The 14763-nt window shown below is 72.7% G+C and carries 15 protein-coding genes; 6 read left to right on the forward strand and 9 right to left on the reverse strand.

What is annotated here, in order from left to right:
• Positions 1 to 27: 27 nt before the first annotated feature.
• A complete protein-coding gene (locus ACIBW6_RS01705) occupies positions 28 to 549 on the reverse strand; it encodes a hypothetical protein (protein WP_399055402.1) in 522 nt (173 codons plus the stop codon).
• A gap of 146 nt (positions 550 to 695) precedes the next feature.
• Entirely contained in the window at positions 696 to 1232 is a 537-nt protein-coding gene (locus tag ACIBW6_RS01710) for a sigma-70 family RNA polymerase sigma factor (protein WP_399055404.1), read from the reverse strand.
• Positions 1233 to 1652: 420 nt separating this feature from the next.
• On the opposite strand from ACIBW6_RS01710, the gene ACIBW6_RS01715 reads away from it, so the two are divergent.
• Positions 1653 to 2804 (forward strand): CapA family protein, encoded by a 1152-nt coding sequence (locus tag ACIBW6_RS01715; RefSeq protein WP_399055406.1) that lies wholly within the window; start codon positions 1653 to 1655, stop codon positions 2802 to 2804.
• Positions 2805 to 2822: 18 nt separating this feature from the next.
• On the opposite strand, the gene ACIBW6_RS01720 is transcribed toward ACIBW6_RS01715, so the two are convergent.
• The 3 genes from ACIBW6_RS01720 to ACIBW6_RS01730 form a co-directional block, all read right to left on the reverse strand.
• Positions 2823 to 4262, reverse strand: coding sequence for an amino acid permease (locus ACIBW6_RS01720; RefSeq protein WP_399055408.1), 1440 nt, complete (start codon positions 4260 to 4262; stop codon positions 2823 to 2825).
• Positions 4263 to 4361: 99 nt separating this feature from the next.
• Entirely contained in the window at positions 4362 to 4823 is a 462-nt protein-coding gene (locus ACIBW6_RS01725) for a universal stress protein (protein WP_399055410.1), read from the reverse strand.
• A gap of 83 nt (positions 4824 to 4906) precedes the next feature.
• Complete coding sequence (locus ACIBW6_RS01730; RefSeq protein WP_399055412.1) at positions 4907 to 5569, reverse strand: class F sortase; 663 nt, start codon at positions 5567 to 5569, stop codon at positions 4907 to 4909.
• Between the two features lie 345 nt (positions 5570 to 5914).
• Here ACIBW6_RS01730 and ACIBW6_RS01735 point away from each other — a divergent pair, with 345 nt between their 5' ends.
• Positions 5915 to 6406: a hypothetical protein gene (locus ACIBW6_RS01735; protein WP_399055413.1), complete on the forward strand. Its 492-nt coding sequence runs from the start codon at positions 5915 to 5917 to the stop codon at positions 6404 to 6406.
• Between the two features lie 15 nt (positions 6407 to 6421).
• Here the strand turns inward: ACIBW6_RS01735 and ACIBW6_RS01740 are convergent, their stop codons facing one another.
• The 3 genes from ACIBW6_RS01740 to ACIBW6_RS01750 form a co-directional block, all read right to left on the reverse strand.
• Positions 6422 to 6931, reverse strand: a complete 510-nt coding sequence (locus ACIBW6_RS01740; RefSeq protein ID WP_399055415.1) for a hypothetical protein — start codon at positions 6929 to 6931, stop codon at positions 6422 to 6424.
• Positions 6932 to 7080: 149 nt separating this feature from the next.
• A complete protein-coding gene (locus ACIBW6_RS01745; protein ID WP_399055417.1) occupies positions 7081 to 7842 on the reverse strand; it encodes a hypothetical protein in 762 nt (253 codons plus the stop codon).
• Between the two features lie 18 nt (positions 7843 to 7860).
• The gene (locus ACIBW6_RS01750; protein WP_399055419.1) at positions 7861 to 8463 is read right to left on the reverse strand and encodes a hypothetical protein; all 603 of its coding nucleotides are present in this window, start codon (positions 8461 to 8463) and stop codon (positions 7861 to 7863) included.
• 210 nt (positions 8464 to 8673) lie between these two features.
• Here ACIBW6_RS01750 and ACIBW6_RS01755 point away from each other — a divergent pair, with 210 nt between their 5' ends.
• The 3 genes from ACIBW6_RS01755 (at position 8674) to ACIBW6_RS01765 (ending at position 12890) form a co-directional block, all read left to right on the forward strand.
• Positions 8674 to 9639, forward strand: coding sequence for an SCO0930 family lipoprotein (locus ACIBW6_RS01755; protein WP_399055421.1), 966 nt, complete (start codon positions 8674 to 8676; stop codon positions 9637 to 9639).
• Between the two features lie 291 nt (positions 9640 to 9930).
• Positions 9931 to 10746: an SAM-dependent methyltransferase gene (locus ACIBW6_RS01760; RefSeq protein ID WP_399055423.1), complete on the forward strand. Its 816-nt coding sequence runs from the start codon at positions 9931 to 9933 to the stop codon at positions 10744 to 10746.
• On the forward strand, positions 10743 to 12890 hold the full coding sequence (locus ACIBW6_RS01765) for a putative bifunctional diguanylate cyclase/phosphodiesterase (RefSeq protein WP_399055425.1): 2148 nt from the start codon (positions 10743 to 10745) through the stop codon (positions 12888 to 12890). The genes ACIBW6_RS01760 and ACIBW6_RS01765 overlap by 4 nt, the downstream gene beginning before the upstream one ends.
• Before the next feature lie 173 nt (positions 12891 to 13063).
• Here ACIBW6_RS01765 and ACIBW6_RS01770 read toward each other — a convergent pair whose 3' ends face one another.
• On the reverse strand, positions 13064 to 13954 hold the full coding sequence (locus tag ACIBW6_RS01770; protein ID WP_399055427.1) for a LysR family transcriptional regulator: 891 nt from the start codon (positions 13952 to 13954) through the stop codon (positions 13064 to 13066).
• 132 nt (positions 13955 to 14086) lie between these two features.
• On the opposite strand from ACIBW6_RS01770, the gene ACIBW6_RS01775 reads away from it, so the two are divergent.
• Complete coding sequence (locus tag ACIBW6_RS01775; protein ID WP_399056385.1) at positions 14087 to 14758, forward strand: succinate dehydrogenase; 672 nt, start codon at positions 14087 to 14089, stop codon at positions 14756 to 14758.
• Positions 14759 to 14763 lie beyond the last annotated feature (5 nt).

Genomic DNA, 14763 nt, shown 5'->3' on the forward strand with positions numbered 1-14763 from the left:
CGTCGGGTCCGCCCGGCGGGGCCGCGCTCAGAACAGGTGGATGGCCAAATGGCCGAGCGGCAGCCCCAGTTGCCAGGCGGGCGTCCACACCTGCGGCCCGTCCTCCTCGTCGGGCACCGGCACGGCGTCCAGGTCAGGGGCGAGCAGCTCCGTCTCCTCCAGCCATCTCCACGCGGCGGCGGCCAGCTCCAGATCGGGGGGCCGGACGCCCGCGCCGGGCCCGGACGCCTCCCGGCCCGCGCGCTCCTCCCGCTCCGCGAAACGCGCCCGCACCCAGGCCTGCCACGGCTGGTCGTACGCCGTCAGCGAGGACCACGTGTCCAGCTGCGAGACCACCCGGATGCCGGACAGCTCGTCGTCCGAGTCGGCCAGGAAGATGGTCAGGGCGAGGGCGTCGCGCCCGGCCCGGAACTCGAACGACGTGGGGGGCATCAGATCCCCGGTGCGCAACAGCTCGTCCGCGATGTACTCGGCGTACAACCACGCCATGGGCACGACGAGTTCACCGCCGTCGGCGCCCCTGGCGCCTCCCTGGCTCTCGTGGGACATCCTTTCCTGCCTTCCTCCGGTCCGTGCGCTTCGCCGGCCCCCGGACCCCACCCGTCCAACGCACCGGGGAGGACAGCGGATTACTCAACCGAGGAAACGCCACCCTGAGCAAGGCGCTTTACCGATGCTTGACCCGGCCTTCTGTTTCACCGCAGGTCGGGCGCGTAACCCGGAAGGACGCCGCGCAACGCACGCAACGCGTAATACGCGCGGGACTTGACGGTACCCGGGGGGATGCCGAGTGCTCGTGCGGCCTCCGCCACGCTGGCGCCCTTGAAGTAGACCTCCAGCAGCACCGCCCGGTGCTCGGGGCTGAGCGTGGCCACCGCCTCCCGCACGTCGAGCGCGGCGGCGGAGCGCTCGGCGTGGTCGCCGCAGACCCGCGCGCTCTCCAGGACCGCATCGCCCACCTCGGCGGGCCGGGCGAGCCGCGCCCGGCGGGCGTCGATGGCGAGCCGCCGCCCCACCGTGAAGAGCCAGGGCCGCACCGACTCGAACCGGGCGTCGAGCGCCTCCGGGTGCTGCCAGGCCCGTACGTACGTCTCCTGGACCAGGTCCTCCGCGCGCTGCCGGTCCCCGTCGCACAGGCGCAGCAGGAAGGAGAACAGCGGCCCGCCGTGCTCCCGCTGGACCTGGGCGAGGTCCGCCTCCGGGGTCGTGCGTCTCGTGAGCGCCGTCGTCATGCGCGTATGGCAACGCAGGGCGCCCCGCGGGCCCAGGGGGCACGCGCGGCTCTGCGGTCAGCGGTCGATGCCGTCGACGAACGGTGCGGCGAGCGGGCCGGGCGGAGTACCGGCGTGATTGACGGCCATTCAGGGAAACGCCCGGTATGGGGTCTTGACTCCAACCTGTCCGCATATGTGGATACCTAAGGCGAAAATCATACCGGTATGCGCCGCTCTGTCCCCCAACCGCAAGGAGTCCGCTCGATGACAGCCACGCCAGCCACGCCAACCACGCCGGAAGCGACGCCTACGCCGGCCACCACGCCCGCGACCGGCACGACGGCCACGACAGGTCCGGCGACGCGGCCCGCCAGGACACGCAGACCGGCGCCGGCGCCACCCGGCCCGCGCGGGGGCGGGCCCCGCCGGGTGCGGCCGGTGGCCGGGCTCCTCCTGGCCGCACTCGGCTGCCTCGCCACCGCGGGGTGCGCCACCCCCTCCGACGCGCCCGCCCGCACGCCCGTCGCGGGCTCGGGCGGCCACTCCGCCCCGCCGCGGGCCCGCGGCTTCACGCTCGTCGCGTCCGGCGACGTGCTGCCGCACACGTCGATCATCGAGCGGGCCCGCGCGGACGCGGGCGGCACCGGCCACGACTTCCGGCCGATGCTCGCCGGGGCCCGGTCGGTCGTCGCCCCGGCGGACCTCGCGATCTGCCACATGGAGACGGTGTACGGCGAGCCCGGCCACTACAGCGGCTACCCGGCGTTCAAGTCCCCGCCGCAGGTCGCCGCGGGCCTGCGCGCCACCGGCTACGACTCCTGCTCGACGGCCTCCAACCACACCCTGGACGACGGCGCCGACGGCATCGCCCGCACCCTGGGCGCCCTCGACCGGGCGGGGATCGCGCACGCGGGCTCCGGCCGCACCGCCGCGGAGGGGCGCGGCCCGGCGTGGCTGCGCGCGGGTGACGCCAAGGTCGCCCAGCTCGCCTACACCTACGACACGAACGGTTATCCGCTGCCTCAAGGGCGGCCCTGGGCCGTCAACCTGATGGAGCGTCAGCGCGTCGTCGCCGACGCCCGCGCCGCGCGGAAGGCGGGCGCCGACGTCGTCGTCGTGTCGCTGCACTGGGGCACCGAATGGCAGGACGCCCCCGACGACCGCCAGCTGAGCCTCGGCAAGGAACTCACCGCGTCCCGCACCCGCGGCCGCCCCGACATCGACCTGATCCTCGGCACCCACGCGCACATCCCGCAGGCCTACGAGAAGGTCAACGGCACCTGGATCATCTACGGCATGGGCGACCAGGTCGCCGGCGAGATGTTCAACTACGACGGCGCCCGGGACGCCCGCGGCAACATGGGCACCCTCGGCCGCTTCACCTTCGCCCCGCCCACCCGCCCCGGCGCGCGCTGGCAGGTGACGAAGGCCGAGTACGTGCCCGCCTGGTTCGACGTACGCGCAGGCCGCGTCGTGAACCTGAACCGGGCCATCGACCGGGGCGCGGCCCTCAGCGCCGTCCGCGACCGCATCCGCCGGGCCGTCCTCAGCAGGGGCGCCGCGCAGGACGGCCTCCTGATGGGGGACTGACCCGGCGCCGCCGGGCCGCTACCGCTCAGGCGGGCTCTGCGCCAGTTCGGAGTGGTTGCGTGAGTACCCGAAGTAGACGACGAGGCCGATGACGAACCAGACGGCGAACCGCACCCACGTCTGCCACTGGAGGAACGTGATCAGCCAGATCGAGAAGACGACACCCAGCGCGGGCACCACGGGCATCCCCGGCGTGCGGAACGTGCGCGGCAGCTCCGGCTGCCGGTAGCGCAGCACGATCACCGCGACGCACACCACGACGAACGCCAACAGGATGCCGATGTTGGTCAGTTCGGCCGCCTCGCCGATCGGCAGGAAACCGGCGATGGCGGCCGACGCGACCCCGACGATCCAGGTCACGCGCGTCGGCACGTGCCGGGTCGGATGCGTCTTCGCGAACCACTTCGGCAGCAGCCCGTCCCGGGACATGGAGAACCAGACGCGGGTGACCCCCAGCATGAAGGTGAACATGACGGTCAGGATGCCGATGATGGCGCCGACCGCGATCACGTCCGCGAGCCCGCTCAGCCCGGCCGCCTTGAACGCGGTCGAGAAGCCGCTCTCGGGGTCGATGTCCTTGTAGTCCTGCATCCCGGTCAGGACCAGGCACGCCAGCACGTACAGCACCATCGAGATGGCCAGCGAGTACAGGATCGCCTTCGGCATGTGGCGCTGCGCGTCCTTGGACTCCTCGGCGGCCGTGGACATGGCGTCGTAGCCGAAGACCGCGAAGAAGACGGTGGCAGCGCCGGTGAACGCGCCACTCACCCCGAACGGGAAGAACGGCGTGTAGTGCCCTGTGTTGATGTGGAAGAGGCCCACGCCGATGACGAGCAGGACGACCAGCACCTTGAGCACGACGACGACCGTCTCGAAGCGGGCCGCGTTCTTGATGCCGAGGGTCAGCAGGTAGGCGATGAGCAGGCACAGCGCCGCGGCGAACAGGTCGACCCTGTGGCCGTCGCCCGTGCCCGGCGCCCCCAGCATCCAGTGCGGCAGGTCGAGCCCCATCTCGCCGAGCAGGAAGCTGAAGTACCCCGAGATGCCGATGGCCACGACGGCGACGATCGCGGTGTACTCCAGGAGCAGGTCCCAGCCGATGAACCAGCCGGCGAGCTCGCCGAGCACCGCGTAACCGTAGGTGTACGCCGATCCGGCCTTCGGGATGAGCCCGGCGAACTCGGCGTAGGAGAGGGCCGCCGCCGCGCTGGCCACACCCGCGATGAGGAAGGAGATCAGCACCGCGGGCCCCGCGGTGCCGTTGGCGACCGTGCCGGCGAGGGTGAAGATGCCCGCGCCGATGATGCCGCCGACCCCGATCGCGGTCAGCTGCCACAGGCCCAGCGAGCGGGTCAGCTGTCCTTCCTTGCCCGCCCCGGCCGCGGTGTCGTCGATCCGGTCGATCGGTTTGCGGCGGAGCACGCCCTGTCCCGTGCGCGGACGTGGGGGAACGGCCATGAGCTCACCTCTTCGCAGACGTGACGGCTGACGGCCGATCATGATGCACCCGTGACGGCGGCGGGGGAAGACGCCGCGCCCCACCGGGGCCGCGCCGGGTTACGGCACGACCGTGACAGGCCAGCGGCCCGCCTTCACCAGGCGGACGGCGACCGAGCCGACGATGCGGTGTCCGGCCTGTTCGGAGGCGCCGACGACCACGGCGTCCGCCGTGAGCTGGTCGGCGGCGGCGACCAGCCCGTTGAACGGGTCGCCGCGGAAGGTGTGGAACTCCCAGCGCACGTCGTATATGTCCTTCACCCGCTCCGTGGCCTGCCGGATCTCCGCGATGAGGCTCTCCGCGATCTCGTCGGTCGTCTCCGCCACGGGTACGCCGAGCGCGGCGCCCGCCGCCATCACGGGCTGGACGTAGACGACGGCGAGCAGCGCGCGCTGGCGGCGGGCCAGGCCCCCCGCGTAGGCCGCGGCGCGGAAGGAGGAGTCGGAGCCGTCGACCCCGACGACGATCACCTTCGGGCCGTCCGTACCGCGTTCGAACTGGTGTGGCTGCTGATCGGTCACGCGCAGAGGCTAGCGGAACCCCCAGGTGGGACAAGGGGCGGGGGAGAGCCGGACCCTCCGGTTCCGGTGCGGGCCGCCGCCGCTCAGCGCACGGACGTCAGCCGGGCGAAGACCACGACGTTGCCGGTGTAGCCGCTGTGCTCGGAGAATCCGCCGCCACAGGTGATGACGCGCAGCTCCGGGGCGCCGGTGGAGCCGTAGACCTTCGTGCCGGGGAAGTGCGCCTTGGCGAAGACGTCGATGCCGTAGATCTCGAAGATCGCCGTCCTGCCGTCCGCGCGGGCGACCTCGATGTGGTTGCCCTTCTTGAGGGAGCCCAGGCCGTAGAAGACGGCGGGTCCGCGCTGGTTGTCGACGTGGCCGACGACGACGGCCGTGCCGTTCTCCCCGGGGGCGACCGCGCCGGTGAACCAGCCCGCCAGATTGGGGTCCTCGGGCGGCGGCGCGTCCACCCAGCCCTCCGCGTCCAGCCCGACCTGCGTCACCGGGGCGTCCACCTGGATCGCCGGGATCCGCACGCGCTGGGGCGGCGAGAACGACAGCACCCCGGCCGGTCTCGGCGGGGAGGCGGGGGAGTGGCCGTCCGTGGCCGCGGCGGCGGCCGAGGCGGGCTGGGGCGGGCCGAGGTCGAACTCCCCCGACCCGTTGCGGATCAGTGCGAGGCCGGTCAGCAGCACCAGCGCCAGAGCCCCCCAGGGGGCCCGCTTGCGCGGCTGTTCCTCGTCGGCGGACCGTGCGTCGGACATGGGCTCTTCCCCTCTGGTGGCGGCGCGGCCGCGACCGTTGCGCGTAGGCAGACGCTAAGCGGGCCCCGGGCGGGGGGCGACGGGACGAGGGCGAACGGGTGGTGGCACCCGGGGCGGGACACCCCGCCGGTGCGCCATCCGAGTTGACGTACGCCGGACCGCGGGGACCGGGTGTGACCTGCGGTGATGGCGGGGCGAGCGGCGTGCGCCCCGGTGTGTCGGCTCACCGGTACGGCCGAGCCCCGAAGTGCGGTGGCGCACCCGGCATCTGAGGGTTCGTCTGGGAGGCGTTCTCGCCGATCTTCCCGGGACCTCTCCCGGGAGCGTCTTCCGCGGAGGATCTTCATGCGTACCACCCGCGCCCTGGCGGTGTCCGCCGTCGTGTCCGCCGCGGTCGGCCTCGCCGCCCCCGCCGCCTCCGCGTGGACGGAGCCGTCCACCATCACCGCAGGACCGGGCGCCGTGCCGCGCGGAGGGCAGCTGACGGTCACCGTCACCGGAGCCACCTGTGCGTCCGGCGGGGTCGCGCGCTCCGACGCGTTCGGCACCGCCGCCCTGATCGCGGTCCCCGGCCGCGGGACCGCGCGGGCCACCGCGACCGTCCGCGGCGCCGCGGGGCCCGGCGCGCACGACATCAGCGTCAACTGCCAGGGGCTGACGGTGACCAGGCCGGCCGCCTTCACCGTCATCCAGGGCGGGGTGCACGGCGGTTTCGGCGGTGCCCACGAGACCGGCGCCACCCCCACCGACATGGCGATCGGCGGCGTGCTCGTCGCCTCCTCGCTCATCGGCGGCGGCGTGTTCTGGCTGCGCCGCCGCGCGGAGAACAAGAGCTGAGCACGGCAGGGGACGTCAGCCCTTGCCGTCACCGGTCCGGCGCCGCGCCAGGGAGTACGCGGTGCCGAGCGCGCCGGTGATCAGCGCCGCGCCGAGGCCGATCTCGCGCAGGTCGAAACCGCCGATGCTGCCGCCGACCCCGGCCTTGACGCCGTGATCGATGGGCGGCGGCGTGGGGTCGTGGGGCCGGTCGCCCTCGATCGTGAGGTCCAGCGAGCGGGGCCGGTGGCCGTCGCAGGAGAACTTCACGGAGTACATCGCACCCCGCTTGGCGTCCCAGTCGACCGTGACGGAGCGCGAGCTGTGGCGGCCGGTGAGCGTGATGGTGTCGAAGATCCCGGCGCTGACCTCGGTCGTTCCCTCGCAGCCGGTCTGGGAGAGCATCACCTGCCCGCCCGGGGCGACGGTGGTCGGCGAGGCGTTGACCTCGAACGCGACGTCGTCCCCCGCCGCGGCGGGGGACGAGGTGAGGGCGAGTGCGGCGACGGACAGCACGGCGGCGGAAACGGCGCGTATCGCGTGCATGGAGATTCCTCCGGGTCCACGAGGAGCAGCTGCGGACCGGTTCCGCGCGCTTGGGGGACAAACACCTCGGTGCCGGAAACGCTAGATAAAGACCCGTATGGTCGCTATTCCTGTCGCGCGAATGGGGGACGGGCCAGTGGTGCCAAGGGTCACCGGGCCCCCGGGAAGAGCATCAGGAACGGGTCCGCGGTCGCCGCGACGCCCCGGCTGTAGGGCGCGTCGAAGTCCCAGATCAAGAAGAGCAGGAAAGCGATGAGGGACGAGAAGAGACCGGCGAGGATCAACTCGCGGCGGGTGCGCCGGATCTGCAGCGCGAAGATCATGCCGATGGTCACCAGGGCGCCCACGACCAGGCCGAACCAGACGACGCCCGGCATCGTGGCGCCGGTCGAGTCCGCCCGCGCGTTGCGCGCGTCGTCCGCCGCCGTCACCTGGTCCAGCAGCGGCTGGTAGGCCTGGGCCTGGAAGTCGTTCTCCGGCTCGAAATCGGTCACGTCGTGCCGCACCTTGTCGAACAGCTGGGTGCCCTTGTCGGTCAGCTCCCCCTTGGTCCGCATCGCGTGCCACTCCGTGGTCACGACATGGCTGACATAGGCGTCGACATCCGCCCGGATCCTGGTCCGGACGTCGGCGGGGTAGACGCGGACCCGCTCGTGGATCTCGTGCAGCGCCTGCGCCTCGTTGCGCACGTGGTCCTGGGCGGCGCTGCGGGCCTCCCAGGCACCGGCGATGGCCAGGCCGAGGACGATCGCGTAGACCACCCCGATCATCATCGTCATGTACTCGATGACGTCCGGGGTCTCGGTCGGGTCGTCGTCGTCACCGATCCTGCGCTGCTGGAGCACCTGGACGATCAGCACGACCGCACAGACAGCGACCATCGCGAGAGCAAGAACAAGCCATTCCGACATCAAAACCTCCACACGGGTTCAGCGGGGGCGCAGTGCGGCGACCGCGAGCACCGCGGGCGCGGTGATGAGCAAGGTGAGCGTGACGAGCGACGGTCCGCCGCGGGGCGGTGCCCGGTGCACGGCCGGGCGGCGGACGGGGTAGTGCACGGCCGCGGGGGCCGGCGTCGGGGACGCCGAGGGCGTCGGGGCCGGTGCCGGGCTCGGCGGTGGCGGCGTGGGGGTGGGCGTGGGCGCCGGACGGGTCGGTGAGGGCGGCGGCGGAGGCTGGGCGGGCGGCGGCGCCGGGCGCTCGGGCGCGGGGGCCGGCGGGGGCGCCGGAGGCGGCGGGGTGGGCCGGGGCGGCGACGGTTTCGGTGGCGTCGGTTTGGGCGTCGGGGTCGGCTTGGGCGTCGGGGTCGGCTTCGGTGGGGGCGTGCTCGGCTCCGGACTGCACCAGTCGCCGCCGTCGCCCGCGACCGCCACGGCGCCGCCCGGACCGCCGCCGACCGAGGCGTAGGCACAGGCGTCGGCCGGGGCGAGGGGCACGGCGGCGGCGACGGGGGCGCCGCACAGCCAGGCCACGGCCACCGCCGCGACGACTCGGGTGACCAGGGCCGACCTGGCCCGCATGGTTGGGTGCACGAGCGAGATCATGAGCGGTGCGGCGCCCGGGCGGGTGCTCGACGGCGCGGAATACTCCGAAGGAGGGGATCGGCGGCATGCGTGTTTGACGCCCGTGCCGTCCCCCGTCCGGGTCAACGAATCCGGGACGGCGTTGAACGCACCCGCCGCTCCCGCCCGTATCCAGTGCCAGGTGCGGACCCGACCGGGTCTGCACAACACCCAAGCATCATGCGGGAGTTGACGATGAAGACGTCCTGGCGGAACGCCTCGCTCGCGGTGAGTGCCGCGGCCCTGCTCGCGCTGACGACGGCGTGCGGCCAGGAAGCCGGCGGCACGTCCACGACCGGCCAGAACGTGGGCAACGCCGCGCCGGCGCAAGGCGGTTACGGCTCCGACGGGTACGGCTCGTCCCAGCAGGACAAGGCGGACTCGGCGCCGAAGGCGAAGGCCGCGGGGCAGCTGGCGGTGTGGGACAGCAAGAAGCTCGGGAAGGTCCTCACGGACAGCGCCGGATTCACGCTCTACCGCTTCGACAAGGACACCGCGCAGCCGCCAGCCTCGAACTGCGACGCGGCCTGCCTGAAGACGTGGCCGGCCGTCCCGGCGAGCGGCGTGCAGGCAGCGCCCGGCGTCGACCCGGCCCTGATCGACGAGGTGACCGCCGCCGACGGCACCAAACAGCTGACCGTCGACGGCTGGCCGATGTACCGCTACGCCATGGACGCCGGCCCGGGCGACGCCAAGGGACAGGGCGTCGGCGGCACCTGGTACGCGGCGGCCCCCGACGGGAAGAAGGCGAGCCCGGCCGCGGCCGGACAGCCCGCCGACCTCGCCGGCCTTTCCACCCGCAAGGACCCGGAGCTCGGCGAGATCGTCGTCGACAAGAACGGGATGACCGTCTACCGCTTCCTGAAGGATTCCGCCTGGCCCATCAAATCCAACTGTGTCGGCGCTTGTGCGCAGAAATGGCCCGCGGTCGCGCCGGTCGCCAAGAACGACACCGAGAACATTCCGCTCAAGGGCTACATGACCTTCGACCGGCCCGACGGTTCCCCGCAGCAGACCCTGAACTGCTGGCCGGTCTACACCTTCTCCGGTGACAGGAAGCCCGGGGACACCAACGGGCAGGGCGTCGGCGGGACTTGGTACGCGGCCGCGCCGGACGGCAAGCCCGTGGGCGCCCCCGCGAAGTGACCGAGGCGACGGCGGGGCGTCCGGTGCGCGGGGCACAGTAGAGTCGTCACAGGATCGGAATGGCCGGTCCGTTCTCCCTCGGGCCGCGAAAAGGGCCGAAGGCGGGAACGGACCGGTTCTTTTCGGGCCGGACAGCGTGGCTTTCGGGGCGGTTTCGGATCTCTGTCACCTGGCACGTGCCGCAGGCAGTGACCGAGAACGGATGGTCAATTTCCGTTTTGACTCGCCCCTTTGGCGGCTGATCAGTAGCCTCTGCTCGAACACCGGCTCGCCTACGCCTTGGAGAGAGTGATGGAGCGTCCTGCCTGGGCCCCGCAGGGCATCGACATCTCGGTGCCCAGCGTGTCCCGGATCTACGACTACTACCTGGGCGGTTCGCACAACTTCGAGGTGGACCGGGAGGCGGCGCGCAAGGCCATGGAGTTCCTGCCGGGCCTGCCCAAGATCATGCAGGCGAACCGGGCGTTCATGCGGCGGGCCGTGCGCCACGCCGTCGACGAGGGCCTGACCCAGTTCCTCGACATCGGCTCCGGCATCCCCACGTTCGGCAACGTCCACGAGGTGGCGCAGCAGGCGAGCCCCGGCGCCCGCGTGGTCTACGTCGACCACGACCCGGTCGCCGTCGCGCACAGCCGGGCCGTCCTCGACGGCGACCCGGACACCGCGGTCGTCGCGGCCGACCTGCGCAAGCCGCAGGAGATCCTGCGCAGCCCCGAGGTCACCGAACTCCTGGACCTGGAACGGCCGGTGGCGCTTCTCCTCGTCGCCGTGCTGCACTTCATCGAGGACGCCGACGACCCCTACGGGGCGGTGGCCGAGCTCGGCGAGGCGCTCGCGCCCGGCAGCCTGCTGATCGTCACGCACGCGACCTACGAGGGCATGCCCGTCCCGGCGGAGCGGGCCGGCGGCGCCGTCGACGTCTACCGGAACGATGTCCGTAATCCGCTGATCATGCGGAGCCGCGAGGAGATCGGCCGGTTCTTCCAGGGGTACGAGGTGGTCGAGCCCGGCATCGTGCCGATGCCGGTGTGGCGGCCGCAGACGGCGCCCGAGGACGAGGACCCGTTCACCTTCGCGGGCTATGTGGGAGTGGGGCGCAAGGCGTGAGCGAAGAGCCGGGCGGGCCGGAGGACAGACTGCGCAGGTTCGCCACGATCTGGAGCCGGGCGATCTTCCCGGTGACGGCGACGTCGCTGACCCGGCCCGAGTTCGAGGAGAAACTCGTGCCGCTCGCCCGCCGGCTGCGCGAGGCGCTGGCCGCACGGGCGCTGGACGCCGCACAGGGACAGGCCGTCGGCGCCGCCCTGATCGACGCCCACTGCACCGACCCCGAGGCGCTCAGCCGCACCCTCGACGTGGTCGACGCCTACCTCGTCCTGTACTGCGGCGAGGAGGCCCGCACCGCGGAGCGCGAGGACGACCTGCGGGCTCGCTGCGCCCGCCTCCAGCACACGGTCGCCGCCGGCTTCGCGGCCGCCCTGCGCGAACGGACGCGGGCCGAGCAGGAGGCCATCTCGCTCGCCGCGCTCAACGCCCGCAGCGCCGTCGCCGAGGCGCTGCACGCGAGCGAGGCCCGCTTCCGCGCGGTCTTCCACGGCGCCGCGATCGGCATCAGCATCGCCTCCCTCGACGGCACGGTCCTGGAGGTCAACGACGCGCTGGTCCGGATGTTCGGCGGCGCCGAGGGGATGCTGCGCGGCCGCAACGTCGCGGAGTGGACCCACCCCGACGACGCCCCGCAGGTGTGGCACCTCTACCACGAGCTGGTGCGCGGCGACCGCGAGCACTACCGCGTGGAGAAGGCCTTCCACCGGCCCGACGGCACCGCCCTGTGGACGAACCTGACGGTCTCGCTGCTGCGCGACGCCGAGGGCGTCCCGCAGTACCAGCTGGCGCTCCTGGAGGACACGACCGAACGCCGCCTGCTCAACCTGCGGCTGCGGTACGAGGCCACGCACGACGCGCTCACCGGGCTGCCCAACCGCACTCTGTTCTCCGAACGCCTGGAGAAGGTGCTCGCCTCCGGCGAGGGCATGCGGTTCGGGCTCTGCTACCTCGACCTCGACGGGTTCAAGACCGTCAACGACAGTCTCGGCCACGCCGTCGGCGACCGGCTCCTCGTCGAGGTCGCCGACCGGCTGCAGGCCTGCGCGACCGCGCCCGGCGAGATGGTCGCCCGGCTCGGCGGCGACGAGTTCGTCGCGCTCACCACCGGCCGGGACACCGAGGCGGAGGTCGACGAGCTGGCCGGCCGCATCATGGGAGCGCTCGCCTCGCCGATCCGGATCGACGGCCGCGAGCTGACCGTGCGCGGTTCCATCGGCATCGTCGAGGGCCCGGTCGGCGACCGCAGCCCCGCGGAGGTGCTGCGCAGCGCCGACATCACGATGTACCGGGCCAAGTCCGCGGGCGGCAACCGCTACGAGCTGGCCGACCCCGAGGCCGACGCCCGCGCGATCACCCGGCACGGGCTGACGACGGTGCTGCCCGCGGCGCTGGACCGGGGCGAGTTCTTCATCGAGTACCAGCCGCTCGTGCACCTCGGCGACAGCAGCGTGCGCGGGGCCGAGGCACTGGTGCGGTGGCGCCACCCGCAGCACGGAGTGCTCGGCCCCGACCGGTTCATCCCGCTCGCCGAGCACACCGGTCTGATCGTGCCGCTCGGCCGCTGGGTGCTGGAGGAATCGGTCCGCCAGGCCCGCGTCTGGCAGGACCGCCACGAGGAGGCCGGGCCGCTGCGCATCAACGTGAACCTGTCGCCGATGCAGCTCGCCCACCCCGGCCTGGTCGCCGACACGGTCGACATCCTGGAGCGGGCCGGGCTCGCGCCCGGGGCGCTGTGCCTGGAGGTGACGGAGTCGGCGCTCATCGGGGCGGACGACGACCTGCTCAAGCCGCTGCGGCGGCTCTCGGAGATGGGCGTCGACATAGCGCTCGACGACTTCGGTACGGGGTACTCGAACCTGGCGAATCTGCGGCGCCTGCCGGTGAACGTGCTGAAGCTCGACCGCTCCTTCACGCAGGGCATGCAGCAATTCCCCGCCGATCCCGTCGACCTGAAGATCGTCGAGGGGATCGTGGCGCTCGCCCACAGTCTGGACCTCGCGGTCACGGTCGAGGGGGTGGAGACGGGGGCGCAGGCCGAGCAGTTGCGGGAGCTGGGGTGTGACACGGCTCAGGGCTGGTACTACGCCCGGCCCGGGCCGCCGGACCGCCTCCACGAGCTTGCTCTCGCCGACGCCACGGGCTGACCCGGGGCCCACCCGGCGCGGGCCCGCCCCTGATGGGCCGTCGCTCGACCGCGGGTCCGGGGGGGGGAACTGCGCGACCAGCCCCCACCGGGCGGTCGGCCGAACGAGGTCCTTTCAGGGGCGCGGGGAACTGCGCACACAGCCGAAGCGGCCCGCGCCCCGCGAACCCCGGGTCACCCCTCCCGCTCCGTCAGCATCCGCTGCAACTCCCGGGCCGCCCGAGGCGGAGCCACATCACTGCGGTGGGCCAGCGCGATGGTCCGCTGCAACCCGGGCCGAGCCAGCGCGGTGACCCGCAGATCCGCCCCGGCCCGCACCGCGACCATCCGCGGCACCACCGCCACCCCGAGCCCCGCCCGCACGAACCCCAGCACCGCGTCCATCTCCCCGCCCTCGACCGCGAAGTCCGGCTCGAACCCCTGCGCCCGGCACGCCGCCACGGTCAGCTCCCGCAGGTCGTACCCGTGCCGGAACATCACCAGGCGCTCCCCCTCCAGGTCGCTGACCCGCACCGACGCGCGCCCGCCCCCGGGCCGGCGCGCGGCCGGTGAGGAGACCACGACCAGCTCCTCACGGAGCAGCTCCCGGGTCGTCAGCGCCGGCGCGGGCGACGGCAGGGGCAGCACCACGAGCGCCAGATCCAGCGCCCCCCGCGCCAGCTCGCGCACGAGGTCGTGCGAGCCGCCCTCCTCGATGAGCAGCTGGATGCCGGGGTAGCGGTCGTGGAAGGCGCGCAGCACGTCCGGCAGCAGGCCCGTGCAGAGCGACGGCGTCGCTCCGAGCCGCACCCGACCGCGCCGCAGCTGCACCAGCTCCTGGACCTCGTGCCGCGCGGTGTCCGCGTCCGCGAGGATGCGCCGGGCCAGTGGCAGGAGCGCCTCGCCCGCGTCGGTCAGGGTGATGTTCCCCCGGGCCCGCTGGAAGAGGTCGGCGCCCAGCTCCCGCTCGAGCGCGCGGATCTGCTGGGACAGCGAGGGCTGGGCGACATGGACCCGTTCGGCGGCGCGCGTGAAGTGCCGGGTCTCCGCCACCGCGACGAAGTACTGGAGCTGTTGGAACTGCATAGGACCAGATTAGTTCCTTGCATAGGCAATGCCTATGGAAATGAGCCGGACCATGTCTTGGACCGATCGGCTCCCTCGGCCCTACCGTCTTCTTCCATGGCTCTGGCAACGCGGACGGACCGACGACCGTCCATGACGCGCTCCATCTGGGACAGCTCCCTCGGCAAGAAGACCGTGATGGCTGTCAGCGGCATCGTGATGCTGCTCTACCTGGTCGCGCACATGATCGGGAACCTGAAGATCTTCTTCGGTCCCGGGGAGATCAACCACTACGCCCACTGGCTGCGCACCATGGGCGAGCCGGTCCTGCACTACGAGTGGGCCCTGTGGCTCGTCCGCGTCGTGCTCGTGGTCGCCGTCGTGGCCCACGCCACCTCCGCGTACCAGCTCAGCCGCCGCGACCTCAAGGCGCGCCCGGCCAAGTACGCGCACAAGAAGCCGGGCGCGAGCTACGCCACGCGCACCATGCGCTGGGGCGGCGTCATCCTCGGCCTCTTCATCGTCTGGCACCTGCTCGACCTGACGACCGGCACCGTGCACCCCGGCGGGTACGAGCACCTGCACCCGTACCAGAACATCATCGACACGTTCTCGACCTGGTACGGCAACGTCATCTACATCGCCGCGATGCTCGCCCTCGGCCTGCACGTCCAGCACGGGTTCTGGAGCGCCGCGCAGACCCTCGGCGTCGGCAGCCGGACCCGCGACCGCGTCCTGAAGACCGTCGGCAACGTCCTCGCCGTACTGCTCACGCTCGGCTTCATCGCCGTGCCCGTGGGCGTCATGACCGGATTGGTGAGCTGAACAGC

Origin of the sequence: Streptomyces sp. NPDC049813, assembly GCF_044465085.1 — a bacterium.
Classification (GTDB): domain Bacteria; phylum Actinomycetota; class Actinomycetes; order Streptomycetales; family Streptomycetaceae; genus Streptomyces.